Source organism: Paraburkholderia xenovorans (genome assembly GCF_046030735.1).
Lineage (GTDB): Bacteria > Pseudomonadota > Gammaproteobacteria > Burkholderiales > Burkholderiaceae > Paraburkholderia > Paraburkholderia xenovorans_A.
Window position 1 is genome coordinate 90,643 of record NZ_JAQQBV010000020.1, and the last position, 24,358, is coordinate 115,000.

22 protein-coding genes are annotated in these 24,358 nt (G+C 65.1%); 11 read left to right on the forward strand and 11 right to left on the reverse strand.

Translation table 11 applies throughout. The features are described from left to right. Window positions 1–10: 10 nt before the first annotated feature. A complete protein-coding gene (locus PQQ51_RS20560; RefSeq protein WP_408498658.1) occupies window positions 11–1,834 on the reverse strand; it encodes an ABC transporter permease in 1,824 nt (607 codons plus the stop codon). A 40-nt stretch (window positions 1,835–1,874) separates the two neighbouring features. After that, on the reverse strand, window positions 1,875–3,077 hold the full coding sequence (locus tag PQQ51_RS20565; protein WP_408498659.1) for an ABC transporter substrate-binding protein: 1,203 nt from the start codon (window positions 3,075–3,077) through the stop codon (window positions 1,875–1,877). Window positions 3,078–3,415: 338 nt separating this feature from the next. Between PQQ51_RS20565 and PQQ51_RS20570 the strand changes: the two genes are divergently transcribed. The 5 genes from PQQ51_RS20570 to PQQ51_RS20590 all read left to right on the forward strand — a co-directional run bounded on the left by PQQ51_RS20570 (window position 3,416) and on the right by PQQ51_RS20590 (window position 8,438). After that, window positions 3,416–4,438, forward strand: coding sequence for a LysR family transcriptional regulator (locus tag PQQ51_RS20570; protein WP_408498660.1), 1,023 nt, complete (start codon window positions 3,416–3,418; stop codon window positions 4,436–4,438). Beyond that, window positions 4,435–5,940 carry an NAD(P)-binding domain-containing protein gene (locus PQQ51_RS20575; protein ID WP_408498661.1) on the forward strand — a complete coding sequence of 502 codons (1,506 nt, stop codon included), beginning with the start codon at window positions 4,435–4,437 and terminating at the stop codon, window positions 5,938–5,940. Before PQQ51_RS20570 ends, PQQ51_RS20575 begins: the two co-directional genes overlap by 4 nt. Window positions 5,941–5,967: 27 nt before the next feature. Continuing rightward, a complete protein-coding gene (locus PQQ51_RS20580) occupies window positions 5,968–6,543 on the forward strand; it encodes a CMD domain protein (RefSeq protein ID WP_408498662.1) in 576 nt (191 codons plus the stop codon). Further along, complete coding sequence (locus PQQ51_RS20585) at window positions 6,540–7,115, forward strand: peroxidase-related enzyme (RefSeq protein WP_408498663.1); 576 nt, start codon at window positions 6,540–6,542, stop codon at window positions 7,113–7,115. Before PQQ51_RS20580 ends, PQQ51_RS20585 begins: the two co-directional genes overlap by 4 nt. A 147-nt stretch (window positions 7,116–7,262) precedes the next feature. Further along, the gene (locus tag PQQ51_RS20590) at window positions 7,263–8,438 is read left to right on the forward strand and encodes an ABC transporter substrate-binding protein (protein ID WP_408498664.1); all 1,176 of its coding nucleotides are present in this window, start codon (window positions 7,263–7,265) and stop codon (window positions 8,436–8,438) included. Between the two features lie 105 nt (window positions 8,439–8,543). On the opposite strand, the gene PQQ51_RS20595 is transcribed toward PQQ51_RS20590, so the two are convergent. The 3 genes from PQQ51_RS20595 to PQQ51_RS20605 form a co-directional block, all read right to left on the reverse strand. Further along, window positions 8,544–9,917: an MFS transporter gene (locus tag PQQ51_RS20595; protein ID WP_408498665.1), complete on the reverse strand. Its 1,374-nt coding sequence runs from the start codon at window positions 9,915–9,917 to the stop codon at window positions 8,544–8,546. Between the two features lie 4 nt (window positions 9,918–9,921). Continuing rightward, window positions 9,922–10,674 (reverse strand): alpha/beta hydrolase, encoded by a 753-nt coding sequence (locus PQQ51_RS20600; protein WP_408498693.1) that lies wholly within the window; start codon window positions 10,672–10,674, stop codon window positions 9,922–9,924. A 190-nt stretch (window positions 10,675–10,864) separates the two neighbouring features. Further along, entirely contained in the window at window positions 10,865–11,992 is a 1,128-nt protein-coding gene (locus PQQ51_RS20605; RefSeq protein WP_408498666.1) for a C45 family autoproteolytic acyltransferase/hydrolase, read from the reverse strand. Window positions 11,993–12,210: 218 nt separating this feature from the next. On the opposite strand from PQQ51_RS20605, the gene PQQ51_RS20610 reads away from it, so the two are divergent. The 5 genes from PQQ51_RS20610 to PQQ51_RS20630 all read left to right on the forward strand — a co-directional run bounded on the left by PQQ51_RS20610 (window position 12,211) and on the right by PQQ51_RS20630 (window position 17,743). After that, window positions 12,211–13,095, forward strand: a complete 885-nt coding sequence (locus tag PQQ51_RS20610) for a LysR family transcriptional regulator (RefSeq protein WP_408498667.1) — start codon at window positions 12,211–12,213, stop codon at window positions 13,093–13,095. 101 nt (window positions 13,096–13,196) lie between these two features. Further along, window positions 13,197–14,345, forward strand: coding sequence for a porin (locus PQQ51_RS20615; RefSeq protein WP_408498668.1), 1,149 nt, complete (start codon window positions 13,197–13,199; stop codon window positions 14,343–14,345). A 2-nt stretch (window positions 14,346–14,347) separates the two neighbouring features. Beyond that, window positions 14,348–15,034 carry an ABC transporter ATP-binding protein gene (locus PQQ51_RS20620; RefSeq protein ID WP_408498669.1) on the forward strand — a complete coding sequence of 229 codons (687 nt, stop codon included), beginning with the start codon at window positions 14,348–14,350 and terminating at the stop codon, window positions 15,032–15,034. 13 nt (window positions 15,035–15,047) lie between these two features. Continuing rightward, a complete protein-coding gene (locus PQQ51_RS20625) occupies window positions 15,048–16,013 on the forward strand; it encodes an ABC transporter substrate-binding protein (RefSeq protein WP_408498670.1) in 966 nt (321 codons plus the stop codon). After that, window positions 16,013–17,743 carry an ABC transporter permease gene (locus PQQ51_RS20630; RefSeq protein WP_408498671.1) on the forward strand — a complete coding sequence of 577 codons (1,731 nt, stop codon included), beginning with the start codon at window positions 16,013–16,015 and terminating at the stop codon, window positions 17,741–17,743. The genes PQQ51_RS20625 and PQQ51_RS20630 overlap by 1 nt, the downstream gene beginning before the upstream one ends. A 73-nt stretch (window positions 17,744–17,816) precedes the next feature. On the opposite strand, the gene PQQ51_RS20635 is transcribed toward PQQ51_RS20630, so the two are convergent. Together PQQ51_RS20635 and PQQ51_RS20640 are read right to left on the reverse strand one after the other, a co-directional pair. Next, on the reverse strand, window positions 17,817–18,686 hold the full coding sequence (locus PQQ51_RS20635) for a hypothetical protein (RefSeq protein WP_408498672.1): 870 nt from the start codon (window positions 18,684–18,686) through the stop codon (window positions 17,817–17,819). Window positions 18,687–18,780: 94 nt separating this feature from the next. After that, on the reverse strand, window positions 18,781–19,671 hold the full coding sequence (locus PQQ51_RS20640) for an AraC family transcriptional regulator (protein ID WP_408498673.1): 891 nt from the start codon (window positions 19,669–19,671) through the stop codon (window positions 18,781–18,783). 162 nt (window positions 19,672–19,833) lie between these two features. Here PQQ51_RS20640 and PQQ51_RS20645 point away from each other — a divergent pair, with 162 nt between their 5' ends. Next, window positions 19,834–20,613 (forward strand): SDR family NAD(P)-dependent oxidoreductase, encoded by a 780-nt coding sequence (locus PQQ51_RS20645; protein WP_408498674.1) that lies wholly within the window; start codon window positions 19,834–19,836, stop codon window positions 20,611–20,613. A gap of 15 nt (window positions 20,614–20,628) precedes the next feature. On the opposite strand, the gene argE is transcribed toward PQQ51_RS20645, so the two are convergent. The 4 genes from argE to PQQ51_RS20665 are packed head-to-tail and all read right to left on the reverse strand — an operon-like array spanning window position 20,629 to window position 24,252. Further along, window positions 20,629–21,792, reverse strand: a complete 1,164-nt coding sequence (argE, locus tag PQQ51_RS20650) for an acetylornithine deacetylase (RefSeq protein ID WP_408498675.1) — start codon at window positions 21,790–21,792, stop codon at window positions 20,629–20,631. Then, window positions 21,785–22,462: a DUF1028 domain-containing protein gene (locus tag PQQ51_RS20655; RefSeq protein WP_408498676.1), complete on the reverse strand. Its 678-nt coding sequence runs from the start codon at window positions 22,460–22,462 to the stop codon at window positions 21,785–21,787. Before PQQ51_RS20655 ends, argE begins: the two co-directional genes overlap by 8 nt. 9 nt (window positions 22,463–22,471) lie before the next feature. Then, window positions 22,472–22,903 carry a RidA family protein gene (locus PQQ51_RS20660; protein ID WP_408498677.1) on the reverse strand — a complete coding sequence of 144 codons (432 nt, stop codon included), beginning with the start codon at window positions 22,901–22,903 and terminating at the stop codon, window positions 22,472–22,474. Next, on the reverse strand, window positions 22,903–24,252 hold the full coding sequence (locus tag PQQ51_RS20665; RefSeq protein ID WP_408498678.1) for a flavin-containing monooxygenase: 1,350 nt from the start codon (window positions 24,250–24,252) through the stop codon (window positions 22,903–22,905). The genes PQQ51_RS20660 and PQQ51_RS20665 overlap by 1 nt, the downstream gene beginning before the upstream one ends. Between the last annotated feature and the right edge of the window lie 106 nt (window positions 24,253–24,358).

The window sequence follows — 24,358 nt, forward strand, 5'->3', positions numbered from 1 at the left end:
GTCGTCTCCGTCATACCGAGCCGAACAGGCCTTGCGGCCGGAAGCGCACCAGCAGCAACAGGATCACGCCGTAGATCAGCATCCGGTAATCGGCGGCGAAGCGGAACAGTTCGGGCAGGCTGATCAGCGCGAGCGCGCCCGCCACCGCGCCGACCACGCTGCCGAGGCCGCCGAGTATCACCATCGTCAAGGCGAGGATCGACACCTGCGAATCGAAGGTCTGATAGTTGATGTAGCTGTACAGATGCGCGGCGATACCGCCGCCGATCCCGGCCGCGAGACCGCCGCACGCGAATGCGATCGCCTTGTAGCGATTGGGGCGAATGCCGTACGCGCGTGCAGCGACGTCGTCCTCGCGGATTGCACGCCACGTGCGGCCCAGATGCGAGCGCAACAGCCGCACCTGCAACAGCGCGAGCACCACCAGCACCGCGAGCGTGAACCAGTAGACCGCGCGAACGCCGGTCAACTGCCAGCCGAATAGCGACAGCGGCGGAATGCCGGTGATGCCGATCGGCCCGCGCGTCAGGCTGTCCCAGTTCAGCACCACGAGGCCGATGATCTCGCCGATCCCGAGCGTCGCGATGGAAACATAGTGCCCGCGCAGCCGGAACGACGGATAGACCAGCAGCGTGCCGATCGCCGCGGTGATCAGGCCGGCGAGCGGAATCGTCAGCGCCGGCGACCAGCCCAGATTCACCGACAGCAGCGCCGACGCATACGCGCCGATCAACAGCAACGCCGCATGACCGAGCGAAATCTGCCCGACCGTGCCCGCGACCAGCGTGAGGCTGAGCGCGAGCAAGCCATAGATCCAGCCGTTGGTCAGTGTTTGCAGCAGATACGCGGACGGCGCGACGAACGGCAACGCGAACGCAAGCGCGACCACCGCGACGATCACACCGCGTGGAATCCGGACGGCGCGCCGGTTCGACAGAAAGGTGCCCGTCAGCGGCTCGGGCGGCAAACGGCGGCTCGAACTGAAGAGCCCGTTCGGCCGCCACACGAGGAACGCGAGCAGCAGCACGAACGCGAACAGGTCGCGATAGCTCGTGCCGAACAACGCGACGCCATAACTTTCGACGAGACCCAGCAGCAAACTGCCGGCGATCGCGCCCGGCACATTGCCGAGGCCGCCGATCAGCAACGCGACGACGCCCTTCAGCGTCGCCTGGAAACCCATCGCGGGATCGATGCTGTTGTAGTACATGCCCACCAGCAAGCCGCTCAAACCACCGAGTCCGCACGCGATCGCGAACACCGCCTGATTCACCGCATTCACGTTGACGCCCATCTGCTGCGCGGCGTCGCGATCCTGCGCGGTCGCGCGCACGGCCCAGCCGAGTCGCGTGAAGCGCAGGAACACATACAGCACGGCCGCCGCGCCCACGCCGATCGCCGCGATCAGCAGATCGAGCGAGCCGAGCGTCGCGCCGCCGAGCGACAGCGTCCAGTCCGGCAACGGGCTCGGCACCGGACGCGGGTCCGGTCCGAACACGATCTGCGCGAGCTGGTCGAGCACGAAGCTGATGCCGATCGTCGCCAGCAGCGGCGCGATGCGCGCGGCGCCTTGCAGCGGCCGCAAGCCGATCCGCTCGATCAGGATGCCGAGCAGCGCGCAGCCCGCGACCGTCGCGACGAGCGCGACTGGCAGCGGCAAGCCGAGCCGCGTCAGACACAGCCAGCCGATGAAGCCGCCGACCATGTACACCGAGCCGTGCGCGAAGTTGATCAGATGCGATACGCCGAAGATCAGCGCGAGGCCGACCGCCAGCAACGCATAGATATTGCCGACGATCAATCCGTTGATCGTGTAGTCGAACCAGGCGGTCATAGCGAGTCAGTCCTGTAGCTCACGGTGTGCATGGGTTCGATCATTGCGCGTGCACGGCGCTGGCACCGTCCCACAGCGCGAACTTGCCGTCCTTCACCACGAGTTCGAGATTCTTCGCACCGGCCACGCGGCGGGTCTGCGGATCGAACTTGAACTTGCCGAAGATCACGCTCGGCACGTCGCTGATTTTCGCGAAGCCGTCGTGCACGGCCGCGCGGTTCGCGCCGTAGCGGCGGATCACTTCGCCCGCGAGAATCATCGCGTCGTACGCGCGCGCGGCGAAGGTGTCCGGATCGGCGCCGTATTTGGCGCGGTAACGCTGCACGAAGCTCTGCACTTCCGGACGCGGATCGCCGGGGAAGAAATTCGATTCCGTGTACACGCCGTTCACCGCCGGGCCGCCCAGATCGAGGAACTTCGGCGAATAGACCGAACCGACCGCCGCGATCGGCGTGTGCACACCGGCCGTGCGGGCCTGACGCACGATCTGCGCGCCGTCGGAGTAGTACGAGATCAGCACGATCGAATCGGGATCGGCGCTGCGCACGCGCGTGAGCGTCGCGCGAAAGTCCTTTTCGTTCGGCTGATACGCCTCGGCCGCGACGACCTGCGCGCCGTCCGCGCTCGCGGCCTTCGCGAAGATGTCCTTGCTGGTGCGGCCCCAGTCGGTATTCAGATAGAGCACGGCAATTTTCTTGAAGCCGAGCCCTTTGGTCACGTAGTGCGCGAGCATCGGCTGCTCTTCAGCCTGGCTGATCGCGGTGCTCCACATATAGTCGCCGCCCTTCGTGAAGTCGGGATGCGAGTTGGTGAAGCCGAACTGCACGAGGCCCGCGCGCTGATACACCGGCGACGCGGCCATCGACGCGCCGCTCGACAGGTCGCCGAGTTCGAGCAGGATGCGTTTGTCGTCGGTGAATTTCTGCGCGATCGAGACGGCCTGGCGCGGGTCGCTGCGGCTGTCCTCGAAATCGTAGTTGAGCGGATGGCCGTTGATGCCGCCGTGGGCGTTGATCTGCTCGAGCGCGAGATCGAAGCCGCGCTTCCACTGCTCGCCGTATTGCGCGTCCTGGCCGGTCAGCGGACCGGTCACGCCGACCCAGTACGGATCGCCGGCCGCCGCATTGGCCGCGTGCGCCACATTAGCCGCGGGCAGCGCGGCGCCGAATGCAACGCTCAGTGCGCCGGCCAGTTGAAGGAACGTGCGGGCTGCACCGCGCTTGTTGTGCCGCAGAATCGACATGCTGTTCTCACGCCATGAATTAGGGTGAGGCGATGAAACCATGTCGCATGAAAGCGGGCCAACGAAGATAAGCGTCAAAGCTTATTCCAACATTCGCGCAAAGTTTATGACAAAACACGATTAAGGCGCTTATGCGTGTCGTCGTGCGTCGCTCCCATCTGCGTAAACCCCTTGTTTCATGGGCTTTTCCGCGCTGCGTGCCGTGGCTCGTGCAATCGCCCGGAGGCACGCGCGGCCCGTTCGATTGCAGAATTCGTCACTTGGATAGCTCGATTTATTATAAGAATTTCGCATTCAACGGCCACTAGAATGCAGCCAACACATGAACGGGATATCGCATGGAGCTGCATCAACTCGAGGCGTTTTCGGCAGTCATGTCGACCGGCAGCATGACTGGCGCAGCCCGTCTGCTCGGCCGCTCGCAGCCGGCCGTGACGAGAACCATCCAGGACCTCGAACAGGAAATCGGCTACGCGTTATTCGAGCGCAAAGGGCCGCGCGTCACGCCGACCAACCGCGCGTTTCTGCTTTACGACGAAGTCGAACGATCGCTGATCGGTCTCGCGGCGATCCGCGACAGCGCGCGCGCGATTGGCCGCGACGAGGCGATGCCGTTGCGCGTCGTCGGCACGCCCGCGCTCGCGGCAGCGTTGGCGCCGCGAGCGATCGCAAAGCTCGCGCCACCGGATGCGGCAACTCGCGCTCAACGTTACTCGCGCGCCGGCACGCAACTGCGCAGCGCTTCGGCCGAACAGGTCGTGCAGGCGCTGCTGTCGCGTGCCGCCGACGTCGGCATCGCGACGCTGCCGCTCGATCACGCGGCGCTCGACGTCCACTACATCATCGAAGCACCCTGCGTCGCGGTGCTGCACCGCGACGATCCGCTCGCGCAGGAAGCCGTGCTGCCGCTCGCACGGCTCGCCGGCCAGCCGGTCGCGACGCTCGCGAACCGCTACCGTCTGCGCAACCGGATCGATCGTGCGTTCGAACAGGCCGGCGTCGCGCTGCACGTGACGCTGGAAACGAATGCCTCGCTGAACGCGATGATGGCCGCGCAGGAAAAGCTCGGCGTGGCGATCGTCGATCCGGTGACCGCGTTCGGCATGCGGATCGCCGACGTCGAAGTGCGGCCGCTCGATGTGGCGATCCCGTTCCAGTTCGGCGTCGTGACGCTGTCCGGCCGCCCGCGCAGCGACGACGTCGACGCGCTGATCGACGCGCTCGCCGAGGTCTCGCATGCGCTGCTGCCCGGCGCGGTGCGCCACGCGGCGTCGCAGCACGGCGCGCTGGTCGCGCCCGATCGCGCGGACGGCAACCCCGATCCCTCCTCCACTCACCGCGACACCGGAGTCACGGCATGACCGCATCGAACCCTCCTCACGCCGCTGACGGATTGGCCGCGCTCGAAGCCCGGCTTCGCGAAGACCTCGGTTGGCTCGAGCTGCCCGCGCCCGCTTGGGTGCCCGCGCGCAGCGTCGACGCAGAGCGTGTGCTCGATGTCGCGATCATCGGCGCGGGCATGGCCGGGCTCACGGCGAGCGCCGAATTGCGGCTGCTCGGCATCGACAACCAGCAGTTGTTCGATCAGGCGCCCGCAGGCCAGGAAGGACCGTGGATCACCTACGCGCGGATGCAAACGCTGCGCTCGCCGAAGCAACTGACCGGCCCCGCGCTGCGCCTGCCCGCGCTGACGTTTCGCGCGTGGTACGAAGCGCAGTTCGGCCGCGAGCAATGGAGCGCGCTCTACAAGATTCCGCGCGCGCAATGGATGGACTATCTGCGCTGGTATCGCCGGGTGCTCGAACTGCCGGTGCGCAACGACACGCGCGTGCTGAAGCTGCAACCGCGCGCCGACGGCCTGATCGCGCTCGATCTGCTGCGCGGTCCCGCCGACGGCACCGGCCACGCTCAGCGCGAAACCGTGCTTGCGCGCCATGTCGTGCTCGCCACCGGCCGCGAGGGCCTCGGCGGCCCGTTCATTCCCGGATTGGCCCGCCATCTTCCCGCGCATCTGCGCGCGCATTCGTCCGACGCGATCGACTTCGCCGCGTTGCGCGGCAAGCGCGTCGGCGTGGTGGGCGCGAGCGCGTCGGCGTTCGACAATGCCGCGAGCGCGCTCGAAGCCGGCGCGGGCCGCGTCGATCTGTTCGTGCGGCGCGCCGCGCTGCCGCGTGTCAACAAGCTGACCGGAATCGGCAGCCCCGGCCTCGTGCACGGTTTCGCCGGTTTGCCGGACGACTGGAAGTGGCGCTTCCTGCATTACTCCGCGCGTACGCAAACTCCGCCGCCGCGCGATAGCGTGCTGCGGGTTGCCCGATATGAAGACGCGCATCTGCATCTGTCGAGTCCGCTGATTCAGGTGAGTCACACAGACGACACCGTCGTGGTCGACACGCCGCGAGGACGTTACACGCTCGATTACCTGATTTTCGGCACCGGCTTTCATTCGGAAATCGACACGCGCGACGAGTTCGCGCTGATCGCGCCGCACGTGCGCCGCTGGCGCGAGCGCTTCACGCCGTCGTCCGATCAGTCGAACGACGAGCTCGCCGCTTCGCCCGATCTCGATCGCAACTTCGCGTTCCAGGAGCGCGTGCCGGGCAGTTGTCCGGCGCTCGCGCGCATCCACTGCTTCAACCACGCGGCGAGCCTCTCGCACGGCAAGGTTGCCGGCGACATCCCCGCGATCAGCGACGGCGCGCAACGGCTCGCCCGCGCGATCGCCGCAATGCTGTTCGACGCGGACCGGGATACGCACTACACCGCGCTGCAAGCGTTCGACACCGCCGAACTCGCCGGCGACGAATGGGCCGACGCGGACATCGACGCCGAAGCCGGCTCCATCGACACCACCACCGCCTGACCTTACCTTTTGACGGACCGACACAGCATGTCTTCATCACCTCCATCACCGTCGGCCGGCGTGGCCGGCACGGCGAACGATCTCGTCGCCCAGTTGGCCGGACTCGCGCCCGACAGCCCGGTCGCGGCGCTGCGCGAGTTTCGCGGCGACACCACCCGCTACACGCAAGGCAGCCACGACGCGCTGTTCTCGGACGACGTCGTCGATCTGACGCTGCGCGAGCGGCTTTACGCGGCGTGGTACGCGGCGCTGCTGTCGAACGCGGATCAGGCCGCGCAGGCTTACCGCGAGCGTCTGCTCGCGTTGCCGACCGACAACCGTGACGCCACGAGCTCGCTGCTCGACGCGATCACCGAGCAGCGCGCGCTTCCCACCGAGTCGTTCGCGGCCCTCGACAATCGCGTGAAGCGGCTGGCGGCGATCCTGATTCATACGGAAGCCGTCGTGCAGCATCCGTCGACGGTCGGCAAACCGGCTCTCGAATCGTTGCAGGCGGCCGGGCTGACGACGCGCGCGATCGTCGCGCTGTCGCAACTGATCGCGTTCGTCACGTTCCAGGTGCGGATCGTCGCCGCGCTGCGCGCACTGGAGGCCAACGCATGAGCACCGCTCACGGCTTCACCTCGCAGACGCTCGGCTGGAGCGCGTGGCTCGATACGGTTGCGCTCGATCAGGCGTCGCCCGCGCAAACCGCGGTGCTCGAAACCAGCCACCCGCACGCAAAAACCTCCGACTACTACCTGCTGCTGGTGCACGAAGCAGAAATCCTGCGGCAACGTTCAGGCGCGTTCAACAGCATCATGTACGCGCCCGGCGGCCTGTCGCGCGCGGAGCGCGAACTCGCGAGCACGGTCGTGTCGCGAATCAATGGCTGCGTGTATTGCGCGTCGGTGCATGCGCAGCGCTTTCAGCAGTTGACGAAACGCGACGACGTGATCCAGCAGGTTTTCGCCGATCCGCAGACGGCGGGCACGACCGAGCGCGAACGCGCGATCGTCAGGTACGCGATCGATCTCACACTGCATCCGGAAGCCGTCAATGCCGAATCGCTCGACGCATTGCGCCACGCGGGTCTCGACGATGCGCAGATTCTCGATCTGAGCCATGCGATTGCGATCTTCGCGTGGGCGAACCGGCTGATGCTGACGTTGGGTGAGCCGGTGTTTCCTGGCTGACAGCGGCAAACATGCAGTAAAAGGCGGCGTGGTGCGGCTAGCGACAGCCGGCGAATATGGATATGCCAATCGCTTGGTTGTCGCACGAACCGATGCGTTAGAGACTCGTAGTCCAACTCCGCAGTCCAACTCATCGTGGGAACCACCATGTCTGCCTCGCGTCCTTCCGCGCTGGTCCGGCGATTCTTCGCGCTCGCCGGCGCCGTGCTCGCCTTGTCGCTCCATGCTCCATCGTTCGCGGCGCCCGCCAGCGGCGAGCCGGTTTTCTTCGGCGTGAGCGGACCGTTGACCGGTCCGAACGCGCAATACGGCGCGCAGTGGAAAGCGGGTTTCGACCTCGCGCTGGACGAGATCAACAGCCAGGGCGGCATCAACGGCCGCCCGTTGCAGTACGTGTTCGAAGACAGTCAGAGCGATCCGCGCCAGGCGGTCGGCATCGCGCAAAAGTTCGTCGACGACAAACGCATCCTGATCGAACTCGGCGACTTCTCCAGCCCCGCTTCGATGGCGGCCTCGCCGATCTATCAACGCGCGGGTCTCGTGCAATTGGGCTTCACCAACTCGCATCCCGACTTCACCAAGGGCGGCGACTTCATCTGGAGTCCGTCGGTCAGCCAGGCGGATGCGCAGCCGCTGCTGGCGGATCTGGCTGTCAAGCAGGGTTTCAAACGGATCGCGGTGCTGTTCCAGAACACCGACTGGGGCCGCGCCAGCAAGGACGTATTCGTGAAGGCCGCGGCCGCGCGCGGCGCGCAAGTGGTGGCCGCCGAAGGCTACCAGCCCACCGACAAGGATTTCCGCGCGACGCTGCTGCGCGTGCGCGATACGAAGCCCGACGCGCTGGTGCTGATCTCGTACTACACGGACGGCGCGCAGATCGTGCGTCAGGCGCGCGGCAGCGGCATCGAACTGCCGATCGTCGCGGCAAGCTCCGTGTATTCGCCGAAGTTCATGGAACTCGGCGGCGACGCGGTGAACGGCGTGACGACCAACACCAGTTTCTTCCCCGGCGACCCGAACCCCGAAGTCCAACACTTCGTGCATGCGTTCGAAGCGAAGTATCACCATCAGCCGGACGCGTTCAATGCATTCGCGTACGACGCCACGATCATCGCCGCGTACGCGTTGCGCAGCGGCGGCCTCGATCGCCGCGGCGTGCGCGATGCGCTGCCGAAACTGCGCGACGTGCCGAGCGTCGTGTTCGGCAAGGCGACGTTCGACCCGGCTACGCGTCGCGTGATCGGCGTGAAGAGCGTCAACCTCGTGATCGAGAACGGCCAGTGGGCACTTCTCGGCAGCAAGCCGACGGTGGCGTCGAAATAACGGCAACGCCCGTCACGGCGATCGCCGCGCCCGAGGTCCAGGCGGCTTCGTCGGAAGCCGGCGCAAACAGTCGGGCTGCAAGCGGATGTCGACGGGCGCTCGCGCCTACGCTGCCCGGTCGCCCGGATTCGTTGCCTGCATCGCACCGGTGTTGCGCGCCGCACGCCGTTGCCGGTGCGCGACGCGGTCTTCGTGCAGCACGCGGCGGCCCGTGCGGGTCGCCAGCACCAGCACGACGGCCAGCAACCCGGTGCCGAACAGATAACCCGGCGGAACGAAACGCGCGTCGGTAAAACGCGCGACCACCGAGATATAGAACGGCGCCAGGCCGCCGAACAGCATCACCGACGTGTTATAGGACATCGCCACACCGGTCGAGCGCCCTTGCACGGTGAATATCTTGACCAGCATCCCCGGATGCGCGGCGCCTTGCAGCGTCAGGAACAGCATGCCGATCAGTTGCACCAGCATCAAACGGGTAACGCCTGGGTCGGCCAGCAGATACCAGAACAGCGGAAACACGCAAACCAGCCAGCCCGCGATAAAAAAGCAGAACAGACGATACGCGCCGACGCGGTCCGCCAGCATTCCGAACACCGGCGACAGCACGCACGACACGATGCTCGTGACGAACACGCTTTGCAGCGTCGAGCTCAGCGACAGATGCAATTGAATCTGCGCATAAGCCGGCAAATACGCATTCCATACGTAGTTCAGCGAGGTCCCTGCGATCATCACGCCCATCGCGCACAACACGGCATCGCCGTTGTCGCGCACGAAATCGCGCAAGCGCGTGCCGACCGGTGCGCGCGCGGCGGGCCGCGCCTGCATCGCATGAAAGTCGTCCGATTCCTTCACGTGATGCCGTATGTAAAAACCGATCGGCCCGACCAGCGCGCCGATCAGGAACGGCACACGCCAGCCCCATGCGTCCAGATTCGCATGCGACAGATGGCTCGACAAAAAGTAACTGCATCCTGACGACAACAGCACCGCGATACCCAGCGACACCATGTTGAAGCTGCCGTAGAACATCTTCCGGTGAGGCGGCGCGACCTCGTAGATCGTCACCGACGACAGCGCGAACTGCGCGCCCACCGCGAAGCCCTGCACGAGCCGCCCGATCACCACCAGCAGCGGCGCGGCCAGGCCGAGGGTTGCGAAGCCCGGCGTCAACCCCAGCAGCAGCGAGCCGACCGACATCATGATCATGATCCACGACAGCACCTTCACGCGCCCGATCCGGTCCGCGACCATCCCCATCACGACACCGCCGATCGGCCGCGCGAGGAAGCCGACCGCGAACGTGGCGAACGTCAGCAGCAACGCGCCGCTACGATCGACACTGGGAAAAAACACCCGCGCGATCGTACTCGAGAAATACGAGTACACCATGAAGTCGAACCATTCGAACGTGCCGCCGATCACCGTCGACGCGATGGTCTTCCAGATTTTCTTCGTATCGTTTCCGGCATCCATCGGGTTACCCTCCGGCGCGTAACGTGCGCAAAGCCTGCGCGAAGAAATCCTGCACGACGTCGACCGCCTGCATGCCGTTATGCGCGACGTTCGGCAGTTCGTCGAAATGCACGCGAACGCCGGCCGCCTCGAACGACGCCTGCAACGTGCGCAGCCGTTCAGGACGCGTCGCGCCGGTGTCGTTGATGCCCGGCATATACAACGGGCTATCGTCGCTCACCGTGATTTCCCACGTTTCCAGATCCGCGCGCCCCACCACCATGTGCACCGGCACGCGCTGCAACGCGGCGAGATCGAAGGGCTTGCCGAAGTACCGCTCGAATCCGCCGACACCGAGCCACCAATCCTTCGACGTATCGAGCACCGTGACATTGCCGGGCGCGCCGATGGATGCAGCCCACAAGCGCTCGGGATGCGCATACGCAAAGCGGTTCACGAACTGGCCGCCGCCCGAATAGCCGAACAGCGCGAACGTGTCGAAGCGTTTGCCGTATCGTTCGCCGACTTCGCTCACCATGTCGAGCAGCACCGTGTCGTAGCGGATATCGCCTTCGATCAGGCGCTTGAAGCCGCTGCGATCGCCGTCGCCGCGCACGCCCACCGGAAACAGCGGGCACAGCACGATGCAGCGATTCCAGCGGCCGAACGGCGCGAACGCGTCGCGATACGGAATGAACTGGCGCCCGGTGCCGTGCACGACGACGACCAGTTCGACGTCGTTGCCGGGCGTGAGTACTTCGTGCGGCACATACAGCACGTACGGAAAGCGCGGATCGTGGCGGCTCGCATAGACGGTGGTCGATCCCAGGTCGTACAGCGCTTCTGCGTTGTCATGACCGGGAGCGGAAGGTTTTGCGGCGTCGAACATGTGTCGTTCCTCCATGTTGGTTGTAGTTGGTGTAATGGGTGTTCTCATTGCGTCGCGCTGAACGACGCATCAGGACCGTTCATGCCGCTGCGGCAAGCGGTTCATGGTGCAGGCTGTATCGCGTGAACACGCGGTTGAGCGCGGGCATCGGCGCGACATCCATCTCGCCCGCGGCCGGAATCATCACGATCATCGCGACCGTCGCGGTCAGTTTGTGACGCGTGCCCTCACGCGGCGGACGGCAGACCGAGAACGGCGTGCCGAAGTCGTCGAACAGCGCGGCCTTGACCGCGTCACGATCCAGTTTCGGCGCAGCGTTCAGCAATTGACGCACGCGCCAGTCGCGGTAATAGCTGTCCGGCGAATTCTCGCAACCGCTGTCCCGCAGCCTGGTGCGCGCCACCGGGCTCACCCAGTGATTGGCGTGCACGATCAGTTGATCGTCGCCCGGATAGATCGGGAACGCTTCGTCCGGCGCGCATTCGAAATCGATGCCGAAACCCTCGGCCATCCCGAGCATGATGTTGTTGGAACACGATTTCGGCGTGGTCGCGATCACACGCAACGCGTTCGCGAAAACCGGCTCTTCCAGCACGCGCCGGCGCAGCAGCGACAGCGGCACACCCAGTTGCATGAAGTCGCGTTCGGACTCCAGATAGTTGGCGGTGATCGACACGCCCGTCGCGTTGAAACCGCTGCGCGCAAGGCCGCCCGCTTCGACGAAGGTCAGAAAATCGGGACCGTCTTCATTGCGTACGCGCAGCACGATGCCGGTGTCCGCGCAATCGGCCTTCCAGTCCCAGTTCTGCGCGTGAATCAACTGCCCGCTCGCCGAGCGCGACGGCAACACCAGCACGCCGGTGCACCCGTCCTCGTCGTCGGCCGGCACCGTCTGCTCGAGGCGCGCTTTGGCGAGCACCTCGGTGCGCGCATTGATCATCACGATGTCTTCGAACGGCACGTCCGCGCCGACGGCGATGCCGCGCATCTCGTCCAGATACGCGGGCTGGAATTCGCCGATGACCTGCTCGAGCGAGCGGATCAACGCGGTCTGCGACGCTTCGCTATAGCCGAGATTGCGCAACGTCTGACCGTAGCGGGATGCGCTCAGGCGCACCCGCGCGGCCGCGGCGCGGCCGTATTGCACGCCGCGCTCGTACGGCTTGCCGGACACGCTGACGAAGGGGAACTGCTGGATTTGCGACATTGTGGGACTCCTCACCCTGGCTGCTGCCGACCGCGTTAGCGCATCGGCTCGATTCCTGACAAATCGATTTTCAGTGCCCACAAATAAAATAAAAAGCGTTATTTTCTTTACCGAAAAGAAAGAAAATTTTTCGTTTCGTGAGATGATGCGACGCACCGAACGTGACGAAAGCCGCGCGTTTCGTACGCATCCCAGAACAACCCGGAGGAGATCCCGCGATGAGTGAAATCCGCACACTCAAGACCTTTCTCGCAATCGAAAAGCACGGCACGATGGCGGCCGCGGCGGACCGCATGGCGCTCACGCACGCGGCGGTCGGCGCGCAGATGCGCACGCTGGAGCGCCTCTGCCAGCGGCAACTGTTCGACCGCAGCGGGCGCAGCGTGCAGTTGAACGACGCGGGCCGCTCGATCATCGAACAGGCGCGCGCCGTGGTGGCCGCGTACGATTCGCTGCTGCGCGGCGTAGGCGACGAACTCAGCATCAGCGGCTCGGTCACGATCGGTTCCACGGCGTCGTCGATGGGTTTTCTCGCGGCCAACGTGATCCGGCTGCGCGGCGCCTACCCCGGTCTGAAAGTGCGTCTCGTCCACGGGATCAGCGGCGAACTGGAGCGTCAGGTGCGCGCGGGCGAGATCGATGCCGCGGTGATCGTCAGCGAGCCGCGCACGACCACGCTGCCGGAGTCGTGGGAGCGCCTTTACGACGAACCCCTGGTACTGCTCGTCAATCCGCTCGTGGCGAGCGCGAACGCCGACGCGTCGGTCGCCGCGCTGCTCAGGCGCTATCCGTTCATCAGCTTCGAAGCCAGCACGCTGACGGGCATGCATGTGGCGAGCGTGCTGCGGCGTCTGCGTGTCGAGGTCGACTCGATTCTGGAAATGAATTCGATCGCGTCGATCGCCGATCTCGTGCGGCAAAACGTGGGCGTGTCGATCGTGCCGCGCCTGCGGCATGCAGCATGGGAAGAAGATCCGCTGCTGTCCGTCAGGCCGCTTCCGGGTACCGCGTGGCGGCGGCATGTCGGCTGGTACGAATTCGGGCGGCAGCCGCTCGCCACCGCGATCGTCAAGAACCAGTTGCTCACCGCGCTCGCCGAATAACACGCCTCGCAACCGTTTTCGCTCGTGTCCTGCTGTCACGCGGATGACTTACGCGCCACTTACATTCGTGGCTCAAATTAATCCCAAAGAGGACACAATCCGTGAACCACTCCTACCGCAACACGGCGGTAGGCTGCTGTCTGGCCGTCTGCGCCAGCCTGTCCGCCTACGCCCATGCCGACGAAACACCCGCCATTTCCGGCTCCTCCGTCACGCTCTACGGTATCGTCGATACCGGCCTCGAATACCTGACCAACGCCTCGTCGACCAAGGGCCAGACGCATAGCGTCACGCGCCTCACGTCCGGCGACATGTCCGGCTCGCGCTGGGGCATCACCGGCACCGAAGACCTCGGCGGCGGCTCGCGCACCTTCTTCCTGCTCGAAAGCGGCATCAACGTGACGAACGGCGCGCTGCTGCAAGGCGGCCGCGAGTTCGGCCGGCTCGCCTACGTCGGGATCGCGAACGACACGTGGGGCTCGTTTTCGCTCGGCCGCCAGGGCGGCCTGTTCCTCGACTGGGTCAGCGAATACAACCCGCTGAAAAACGCGGTCTACGCGATCAAGATGCAAGACCCGGCCTTCTCGGACCGGCTCGACAACACCGCGCGCTACGAGAAACGCTTCGGCGCGCTGACCGCGATCGTGCAATACAGCTTCGGCTACGACGCCGTCACGTACGGCGCGCAGCCGGCCGGCGACACCCGTTTCGCCCGCGTGATCGAAGGCGGCCTGCGCTACAAAAGTGGCCCGTTCAGCGCGACCCTCGTGTACGACCAGAAGAACGGCGGCAGCACGAGCCAGACGGCCGCGCATACGTCGAAAGCCGGCGGCTACGAAGGCGATATCGACCGGCGCGTGTCGTTCGCAGCGAGCTACCGGATCTCGACGGTGACCACCTACGCCGGCTACCGCTACCTCGATTCGCACGCCGTGCACCTGAGCACGCTGAGCACGTCGCCGGTCGAAGCGACGAGCCTCTACTGGCTCGGCGCGACCTGGCTCGCGCAGCCGGCCCTCGCGTTCTCCGGCACCGCGATGTACCAGAACTTCTATGGCACGTCGCGCGATCCGTGGTCGTTCCAGGTCGACGCCGATTACTTCCTGTCCAAGCGCACCGATCTCTATCTGAACCTCGCGTACGCGCTGAACAGTCACGGTTCGAACCTCGGCCTGAACGGCTTCGGCACCGACGTAGTGGCCGGCAAGAACCAGTTCGGCCTGATGGCCGGCATCCGCCACAAGTTCTGAGCATGCCGATGAACGACGCGAGCGTATCGATCCATGTACGCGGACTCCGCCAGCGTTTCGGCGGACAAACGGTGCTTGACGGCATCGATCTCGACGTGCCGGCGGGCACGACGCTCGCGCTGCTGGGGCCGTCGGGCTGCGGCAAGAGCACGCTGCTCAAGCTGCTCGCCGGCTTGCTGCGCCCCGACGCGGGCAGCGTGCGCTTCGGCGGCGAAACCGTCGCCGATCCGGCCACCTGTACGCCGCCGGAAGCGCGCGACCTCGGCATGGTGTTTCAGGACTACGCACTGTGGCCGCATATGACGGTCGCGGGGAATGTTGCATTTCCACTGGAGATGCGCCGCGTGCCGCGCGCCGAGCGTGGCGCCGCGGTCGCGCAGGCGCTCGCGCGCGTCGGTCTCGAACATCTCGCCGGACGGCGTCCGTCGGCACTCTCGGGCGGTCAACAGCAGCGCGTCGCGCTCGCCCGTGCGATCGTCGCGCGGCCCCGCGTGCTGCTTTTCGACGAACCGCTTTCGAATCTCGATGCGCAATTGCGCGCCACCCTGTGCGACGACATCCGCACGCTGCTCGCGCAACTCGGCACCACCGCGGTGTACGTGACGCACGACCGCAGCGAAGCCGATGCGCTCGCGCACACGATCGTCACGCTCGCGCACGGACGCGTCGAGCAAACGATCCATCGATAAAGGAATCGCTACAATGGCCAGATCGCTGTCTTCTCTTGTTTGTTCCCTTTTCCTTGCCTTCGGGCTCACCCAATCCGTGCACGCGCTTACCGTCTATACCGCCGGCCCCGGCAATCTCAGCAAAAAACTCGCGCAAGGTTTCGAGCGCAAAACCGGCCACAAGGTCGACCTGTTTCAGGCGACCACCGGCAAGGTGATGGCCCGCATCGAAGCGGAATCGAGCAATCCGCACGCCGACGTGCTGATCTCCGCGTCGTGGGACACCGCGCAGGACCTCGAACGGCGCGGCTGGCTCGCCCCTTACACGAGCCCGAACGCGGCCCACGTGCCGCCGATGTTCAAGGCGCCCTCGTATGTCGCGCAAGGCATCTCGGCGCTCGGCATCGTGTGGAATACACGCACCGGCAAACCCGAACCGCACGACTGGCGCGATCTCGCCGCGCCCGCCTATCGCGATCAGGTGACCACGCCGAATCCCGCGCTGTCGGGCGCGTCGCTCGATCTGCTGCTGGGCTTGCAGGACCGCCTCGGCGAATCCGCATGGACGCTGTTCGACAGCCTGCACAAGAACGGCATGGTAGTGCTCGGGCCGAACGCGCAAGCGATCAACCCGGTGCTGCAGGGCGCGAAATCGGCGGTGTTCGGCGCGGTGGATTACGTCGCGTACGGCGCGGCCGCGAGCGGCGAATCGGTGAAGGTGATCTTCCCGTCGAGCGGCACGGTGATCGCGCCGCGTCCGATGATGATCCTCAAGTCCTCGCATGCGCAAGCCGAAGCGCGCGCGTTCATCGACTACGTGCTGTCCGACGAAGGCCAGCAACTGGTCGCCGCCGCATACCTGATGCCGGCGCGCGACGACATCGTCACGCCGCGTCCGCGCTTGAAAGATCTGAAGCTGCTGCCGCAGGACGACGGCAGTAATACGAAAACGCGCGCCGAAGTTCTGTCGCGCTTCAATGCACTGTTCGGCGAACACTGATGGCCAGCGTGATCGCGCAGCGCGCAGCCACGCTACGCGCGTGGCGCGCGGGTATGGTCGAGTCGATCGGGCGCTCGGGGCGTGGCGCGGCATTAGTCGCGCTGTTCGTCGCGTTCGGATTGCTGGTCGCGTTGCCGATCGCTTTCGTGGCCCTGCAGGCGATTTTTCCGGCGCTGAATCACGGCTCGTTCGCGCAGCCGTTCGCCGCCATCCGCAGTACGTTGACCCAGGCGGACACGTGGCCGCTGCTCGGCAATACGCTACGTTTCGGCGTGACGGTCGCACTCGCGAGCCTCGCGCTCGGTGTGCCGCTCGGCGCGTTGCGCGGCCTCACGCGCCTGCCGGCCGCGCGGCTCTGGGACCTGCTGTTTCTCGCGCCGTTTCTGATTCCGCCGTATCTCGCCGCGCTCGGCTGGATGCTGCTGTTGCAGCCGCATGGTTATCTGCAGCAACTCGCGGGCTTCGATCTCGGCGGCTATCTGTTCTCATTCGCGGGCATCGCCTTCACGATGACGCTCAGCGTATTCCCGGTCGTGTATTTCGCGGTGTCGCGCGCGCTGATGTCGACCGGCGGCAGACTCGCTCAGGTCGCGCGCGTGTGCGGCGCCACGCCGTGGCGCGCGTTCGTGCGCGTGACGCTGCCGCTCGCCGCGCCGGCGATCGCCGCGAGCGCGCTGCTCGCGTTCACGATGGCGATCGAGGAGTTCGGCATTCCGTCCGCGCTCGGTCCGCGCGCCCGTTTCAGCCTGCTGGTCACGTCGATCGAAGCGCGCTTTTCCGACTGGCCGATCGATCTGTCCGGCGCGTCGGTGCTCTCCGCTCTGCTCGCGTTCACCGCACTCGCCGCTTTCGTCGCGCAACGGCGCCTGCTCGCCGGCCGCGATTTCGACACGCAAACCGGCAAGCCGGTGGCGAGCGAACCGGTTTCGCTGGGCGCGTGGCGCGCGCCGGTGCTGCTGCTGTTCGGCGCGGCCGCATTCTGCACGACCCTCGCGCCGCTCGGCGCGATCGTCGCGACCTCGTTCGTGCGCACGTTGTCCGGCGGTTTGAGCGTGGCCAACCTGACGCTCGCGCACTTCACGGCGATCGCGTCGGCGGGCGAAGGCGGCGGTGCACTGCTCACGAGTCTCGGGCTCGCCGCGGGAACCGCCGGGCTCACCGGCACGCTGGGTTTTCTTGCCGCGTGGGTCGTGATCAAGACGCGCACGCCGGGACGCGCCGCGCTCGACGGCCTCACGCTGCTGCCCCACGCGATGCCGGGCATCGTGATCGGCGTGGGCCTGATTCTCGCGTGGAATCTGCCGGTGTGGCCCGTTACGCCGTACAACACGTGGGTCATTCTGCTGCTGTCGTATAGCTGTTTGCTGCTTCCTTATCCGGTGCGTTATGCGAGCGCGGCGCTGCGGCAGATCGGCGGCAGCCTCGAAGCCGCCGCGCGCGTGCATGGCGCGAGCGAAACGCGCGTGCTGTGGCGCATCGTGCTGCCGCTGGTCGCGCCGCCGCTCGCGGCGTCGATGATGATCGTGTTCGCGGTTGCATCGCGCGAACTCGTGACTTCACTGCTGCTTTCGCCGAGCGGCGTGCAAACCGCTTCGGTGTTCATCTGGCAGCAGTTCGAACAGGGATCGATCGGCGACGGAATGGCGATGGGCACGTTGATGCTGGTGATCAGCGGCGGGTTGCTCGCGCTGGCGTCGTTGTGGACGCGGCGGCTCGATACGCTGCCTTGAAGCAGACCGCTTGCGCCTTTGAAATTTGCCGCGCCGGCGAACGTGCGATGCCGGCGCGGCGATACAGCGAACGTTACTGGCTACAGAAAGACGGTTGGTACTTGTAGACCCACGCGGTCTTCGTGGAACTCGGCGACTGCACCCAGTTCGTCATGCTCTGAAGCGTGCTGAAGATCAGTTGCGAACGCGAGGTGACTTTGTCGGTGAACACGCCGTCGTCGTTCACGTCGACTTCGAATGAGATTTCCGCGAGGGCCGGCGTAGTCGAACCGTTCGCATACCAGACGGTCATCGTGAAATCGGCGCTCTCCTGACCGAGATCGCTGGTCGGGCCGTCGAAGGTCAGTTCATGAATCGACAAGCCGCTCACCGGCACGAGCGCCTGCGTACCGATGCTGTCGAATACGTGGGTGGTCGGGAACAGGTCCTTGATGTCGCTCAGATGATTCAGGTTCTTCGAGTCGGACAGCGGTTCGCTGGTCGAATGCGAGTAGGTTTGATTCGACGGCGGCGTGATGTCGTCTTCGAGTTTGCTTTTCGCCTTCGACGAACTGCCGCTCACATCCGTATTCGCCGACGTGCTCTGGTTCGGCGAACCGAACTTCAACTCGATATTGCGGCCGCTGCTGTCGTCGCGCTCGCGCATCGAGTAACCGGCCTGCTTCACCGCACACGTGCCCGGCGCGTCGTAGTACTGCACGGTGCGATCGTTGTCGGCGCTGAAGCTCTTTTTGACCGTGCTGTCGAAGCCGTTTGCCGCAAGGCTCGCCTTCAGGTCGGTCAGGAAACGATTCGCGGCGTCGACGGGAGCGCTTTCGAACGCGACCGGATTGAGCAACACTTTGTACTCGCGGCTGCCGACGCTCGGCGTGCCGGCGTGCGCGAACTGGGACGCCGCGAAAAGCGCGACGGCTGCTGCATGATTCCACTTGATCTTTGTCATTTCGGTTCTCATGGTTGAAGGGGTACTGCAACCACGACATTAGTTATCCGAAGTGACGGTGATGTGAAGTTATCGAAATACGCTGTTGGTGCGGTCAGCCTGTCGCGTTTCGCAGCGTTGCGATGCTGCGGCGTGGCGGCGCGCCGAACATGCGCGAATACTCGCGGCTGAATTGCGACGCGCTCTCGTAGCCGACCTGGAACGCGGCGGTCTCCGCGTTGGCAAGACCCGTGACGAGCAACTGCCGCGCTTCCAGCAAACGCAGTTGCTTCTGATATTGCAGCGGCGTCATCGAGGTCAATGCCTTGAATTGCCGATGAAACGCGGAAAGGCTCAACTGCGCGATCGCCGCAAGATCTTCCATGCGCACGGTTTCCCTGAACTGGTCGCGCAATGTATGGATCGCGTGGACCACACGCCGCGCGTGACCGCTCGCCAGCGCGACGTTCGCGATTTCCGCTCCATGTGGCCCGGTAAGCAGCCAGTAGCCTATTTCGCGCATGATCAGCGGCGCGATGGTCGCGATGGCGGCCGGCGTATCGAGCAGTCGCACCATCCGCAGCACGCAATCCGATAACGCGCCGTCGAAGTTCGTGACCAGGACGCCGCGCCGCACGTCGTCCACCGCTTGCGGCGGGTTGTCCAGTCCTTCCAGAACCTGGCTCATCGCCGCGAGATCGAATTCGATCACGACGCTCAGGTTCGGCTTGTCCGGACTCGCTTGCACAACCCGGCTCAACGCCGGCATCTCGACGCTGACCACCAGGGCCTGCCCTGCCCCGTATTCGAAACGCTGGTCGCCGAACGTGCTCCATTTGGCGCCCTGCACGACCACGCACAGCGCGGGCCTGAAGATGATGTGCGACGGTGGTTTCTGGTGATCGGAGCGCACGATCGTGAGCCCCGGAACGGCGGTCGCGAACGGACTCGGTCCGGCCTGTGCGTCGGTATAACGCTTGACGGCCTCGGTCAACGCATTCGACATCGCTCAATTCCTCCTTGCTTCCCTGTGTTTGCCGATTCTATAGCGGATCCGGCGAACGTCAGCAGGCGGAGCAGGATTGGGCAAGAAGCCGCCAACTTTGGGCATTCAGCTCCTGGGACGAACGGCCTAACCTACGCTTATTCACTCAACCAGGAACACGTCATGCCGACAGCCGACACTCAAGCAAAACCGGCGCGTATCGCGCTCATTACCGGCGGCAGCCGGGGCATCGGCCGCAATACGGCGCTGCATCTCGCGCAACGCGGCGTCGATTCGATCTTCACGTACAACAGCAGGCAAGCCGACGCCGAACAGGTGGTCGCCGCCGTGCGCGAAACCGGCAGCAAGGCGATCGCGCTGCAACTCGATACGGGCGACACGCGCGCGTTCGACGCGTTCGCGAAGCAAGTCAGACACGCGTTGGCGGACTGGGGCGCGGAGCGCTTCGATTATCTCGTCAACAACGCCGGCACGTCGCACCACGCGCCGTTCGACCAGACCACCGAAGAAGAACTGGACAGCCTCTACAACGTCCATTTCAAAGGCGTTTTCTTTCTGACGCAAAAGCTGTTGCCGCTGCTCAACGACGGCGGCCGCATCGTCAATATTTCTTCCGGCCTGACGCGGATGACCTTTCCCGGCAGCTCGCCGTATGCGTCGATGAAAGGCGCGGTCGAGGTACTCACGCGTTATCTCGCGAAAGAACTCGGCCCGCGCCGGATCGCGGTGAACACGGTGGCGCCCGGCGCGGTCGCCACGGATTTCAGCGGCGGCATGGTGCGCGACAACCCCGAGCTCAACAAGCTCGTCTCGGACGCGACCGCGCTCGGCCGCGTGGGCCTGCCGGACGACATCGGGTCGATGATCTCGTCGCTACTGTCCGAAGACAACCGCTGGGTCAACGGGCAGCGGATCGAAGTGTCGGGCGGCGCGATGGTCTAGGCGGGTCCGCCCGGATCAGGACGGCTCACGAAGATAATCGGCGAGCCGGGCCAGCATCGCGTCGCAGCCGGCGAGTTGGTCGAGCGTGATGAACTCGTCCGGCTTGTGCCCCTGGTCCATGCTTCCCGGTCCGCAGACCACGGTGGGAATGCCCGCGGCGTCGAACAGACCGCCCTCGGTGCCGAACGCCACGGTACCGAATTCGGACGAACCGCTCAGCAGCGCCAGCAGACGCGCCGCCTCGCTGTCGGGCGAAGTCGCGAGACCCGGATAGGCGCTCAGCGCTTGCAGACGAATATCCGTATCGGCTTGCACCGCCCGCATGGCCGGCAGCAAATCGGCCTGAGCGTAGGTCTGCAATGCTTCCGATACTTCGCCGACATCGAAGCCCGGCAGCGCGCGGACCTCGAAATCGAATTCACACTCGGCCGGCACGATGTTCAGCGCGCGGCCGCCTTTGATCACGCCGGTTTGCACGGTGGAAAACGGCGGATCGAAACGCTTGTCGTGAAGTTCGGGTTGCGCGAGGCGCGTGCCGATCTCGCCGAGGCGGCCGATCAGTTTCGCCGCATATTCGATCGCGTTCACGCCGTACGGCGCATAGGCCGAATGACAAGCAGCGCCTTTCACCTGACACCGCATTGCCAGTTTGCCTTTGTGACCGAGCACCGGCTTCAACTCCGTCGGCTCGCCGATCAGGCACACACGCGGTTTGTGTTCGCGTTTCTCGAGTTCGGCCAACATCGGTCGTACACCCAGGCAACCCACTTCTTCGTCGTAGGAGAACGCGAGGTGTACCGGCACGTTCAGCGGTCGCTCGAGAAATGCAGGCACCGCCGCCAGCACTGAAGCAATGAAGCCCTTCATATCGGCCGTGCCGCGACCGTACAACCGTTCGTCGCGCCCGGTCAGATGAAACGGCTCGACGGTCCAATCCTGACCGTCCACCGGCACGACATCCGTATGGCCCGACAGCACGATTCCGCCGCGATCGAGCGGGCCGATCGTCGCGAACAGGTTGGCCTTGGTGCGCGCCGGGTTGTAGAAGATTTCGCTGCGTACGCCGAGATCTTCCAGATAGGCGCGGATGAACTCGATCAGTTGCAGATTCGAGTCCCGGCTGACGGTGGCGAAACCGATCAGTCGTTCGAGCAACGCGCGGCTGGACAGATCACGCATTGCCCGGCACTCCGTAGCTCGGCGCGGCGGTCGGATTCAGCGCGCGGGTCAGGTAATCCTGCATCTGCGGCCGATACGCCTGCCAGAGACCGTCCAGTTTGCCGATCGGGTCTTCGTCCGCCCAATCGACCCGCAGGTCGACGATCGGCCAGCTCAGATCGCCGACCACCTGAAGCGCCGCCGAATGCACCGGCCCCGCCTCTCCACCTGCGGCCATCGCCGCCTGCATCGCCGCGAGCAGACGGTCGGCGAGCAGCCCGGACGCATTCTCGAATGCGTGGACCATCGCCTCGATAACCTGCACGCCCGCCAGCAGATTGCCCGCGGCAACGCACTGCTTTCCCGCTATCGCATGGTGCGTGCCGAGTGCCTCGTTGCCGCTGAAAAACGCGGTACGTCCCTGGCGATCGATGACCGTCACCTGCCGATACTGACTCCACGCATCGGCACCCAGCGCAACGTCCAGCGCCGCGGCCGGATCGAGTTGCTGCTCGTCGAGGTAGTCGAGAATCCGCGTGCCGAGCGCGGGCAGCGTCACGTTCTGCGTCGCTACCGCGCCGACGCCCGCGCGCACCCACGGGCAACGCGCGCCCACCGCAATGCTCGACGAACTGATCGCGATGCCCAGCTGACCGGTTTCCGTACAGCGTCCGACGATCGAGAATGTCATGCCCGCTCCTTAAGCCTGGTTCGCTTGCCAGCCGTCCGGGATCACGGCGATCACGTCGATTTCCATCAGCCATTGCGGCTGACCCAGCGCGCTCACCACCAGTCCGGTGGAAATGGGAAACACGCCCTTCAGCCACTTGCCGACTTCCTGGTACACCGGCTCACGGTAGCGCGGGTCGATCAGATAGGTCGTGGTCTTGACGATGTGGCTCAGGTCGCTGCCCGCTTCCTCGAGCAACTGCTTGACGTTCTTCATCGCCTGTTCGGCTTGTGCCTGCGGGTCGCCGAGTCCGACCAGACGGCCCTCGAAATCCGTGCCGATCTGACCGCGCACATACACGGTATTGCCCGCGCGAACAGCCTGGCAGAGATCGTTGTCGAGCGACTGATTCGGATAGGTATCCTTGGTGTTGAACATCCGGATGCGAGTATGAGTAGGCATCAATTCACTCCCAATTCGTTGACTTGTTGAACTTGCGATTGGTCTCTTGCATCGGCAAGCGCTTTGTTTCGGGGCTTTTCGCCGTCACGCTGCACAGGAGCGCGATACGACTGATATTTGCGCTGCGTGGCGATGTGATCGGCGATATGTTTGGCGTCGTGCCACACGCCCCAGATAAACGTCGAGCCGCGTCGTGCAAGCCATGGCAGACCGAGGAAATAGACGCCAGGCTCCTTCGACACGCCGCGCTGATGCTGCGGCTTGCCCTTTGCGTCGAACGCATCGACATGCAGCCAGTCGTAATCGACTGCATAGCCGGTCGCCCAAACGATCGAAGTCACGCCCGCTTGCGCCAGGTCGAGTTCATGCAACGGTTGCGTCACGCAGTCCGGGTCCGGCAACATGCGGCGAGCGTCCGGTTCTTCCGGAAGGTCGAAACCGTTGCGGGCAATGTACGCGTCCGCCGCGTCGAGCAACGCCAGATAGTTCTCGTCGCCGCGCGCGATGTTGATCGCGAGATCCGATTCGAAGCTCACGGTGTCGCCGTCGAACGTCTTTGTCAGACCGACGAGCGTTATTCCCTGGTGTGCGAGACGCCGGAAGTCGACCGTATGGCCGCCGCGCGCACCGCTCACTGCGATCGTCACGTGTTCCTTGCCCGGGGTCGCTGCTTCCTTGTCCCATTCGCCGAGCACGCCGAGCCACCAGCAGAAGTCGCGATTGCGATACGCGCGCGGCGGACGATCATGCGGCCCGACCGACAGATAGACTTTCTTGCCCGCGCGCTGCAATTCGTCGGCGATCTGCACGCCGGACGAACCGGCGCCGACCACCAGCACGCCGCCGTCCGGCAATTGCGCGGGATTGCGATAGTCCGCGGAATGGATCTGCGTGAGCCGGCCGTCTTTCGGCGCGATAGGCGGAATCACCGGGCGCTGGAACGGGCCGGTGGCCACCACCACGCGATTCGCGTCGAACACGCCCTTGGTGGTTTCGACAGTGAACCCCGCACGGCCCGTGTTGCGCACCACGCTCGTCACTTCGACGCCCGTGCGAACCGGTGCGTCGAACTTTCTCGCATACGCTTCGAAATAATCCGCGACGCGTTCTTTCGGCGCGAAGGCGTCGGCGTCGAGATCGTCGAACTCCAGACCCGGAAAGCGATCGTGCCAGGCCGGACCGTTCGCGACCAGCGAGTCCCATCGCCCGGTACGCCAGCGTTCGGCGATCCGATCGCGCTCCAGCACGAGGTGCGGCACGCCGAGCTTGCTCAGATGTTCGCTCATCGCGACGCCCGCCTGCCCGGCGCCCACCACGAGCGTATCTATCGACATAGTGTCAGCTGTCATCGCTGTTTTCCTTTTGAAAAGCGTTTCCGGTTCGACCCGGTCAGCGCCGGGCCGGCGTCCTCCTTGACGCTCAACCATGAAGAAAATGTACGCTCGCCACTTCATT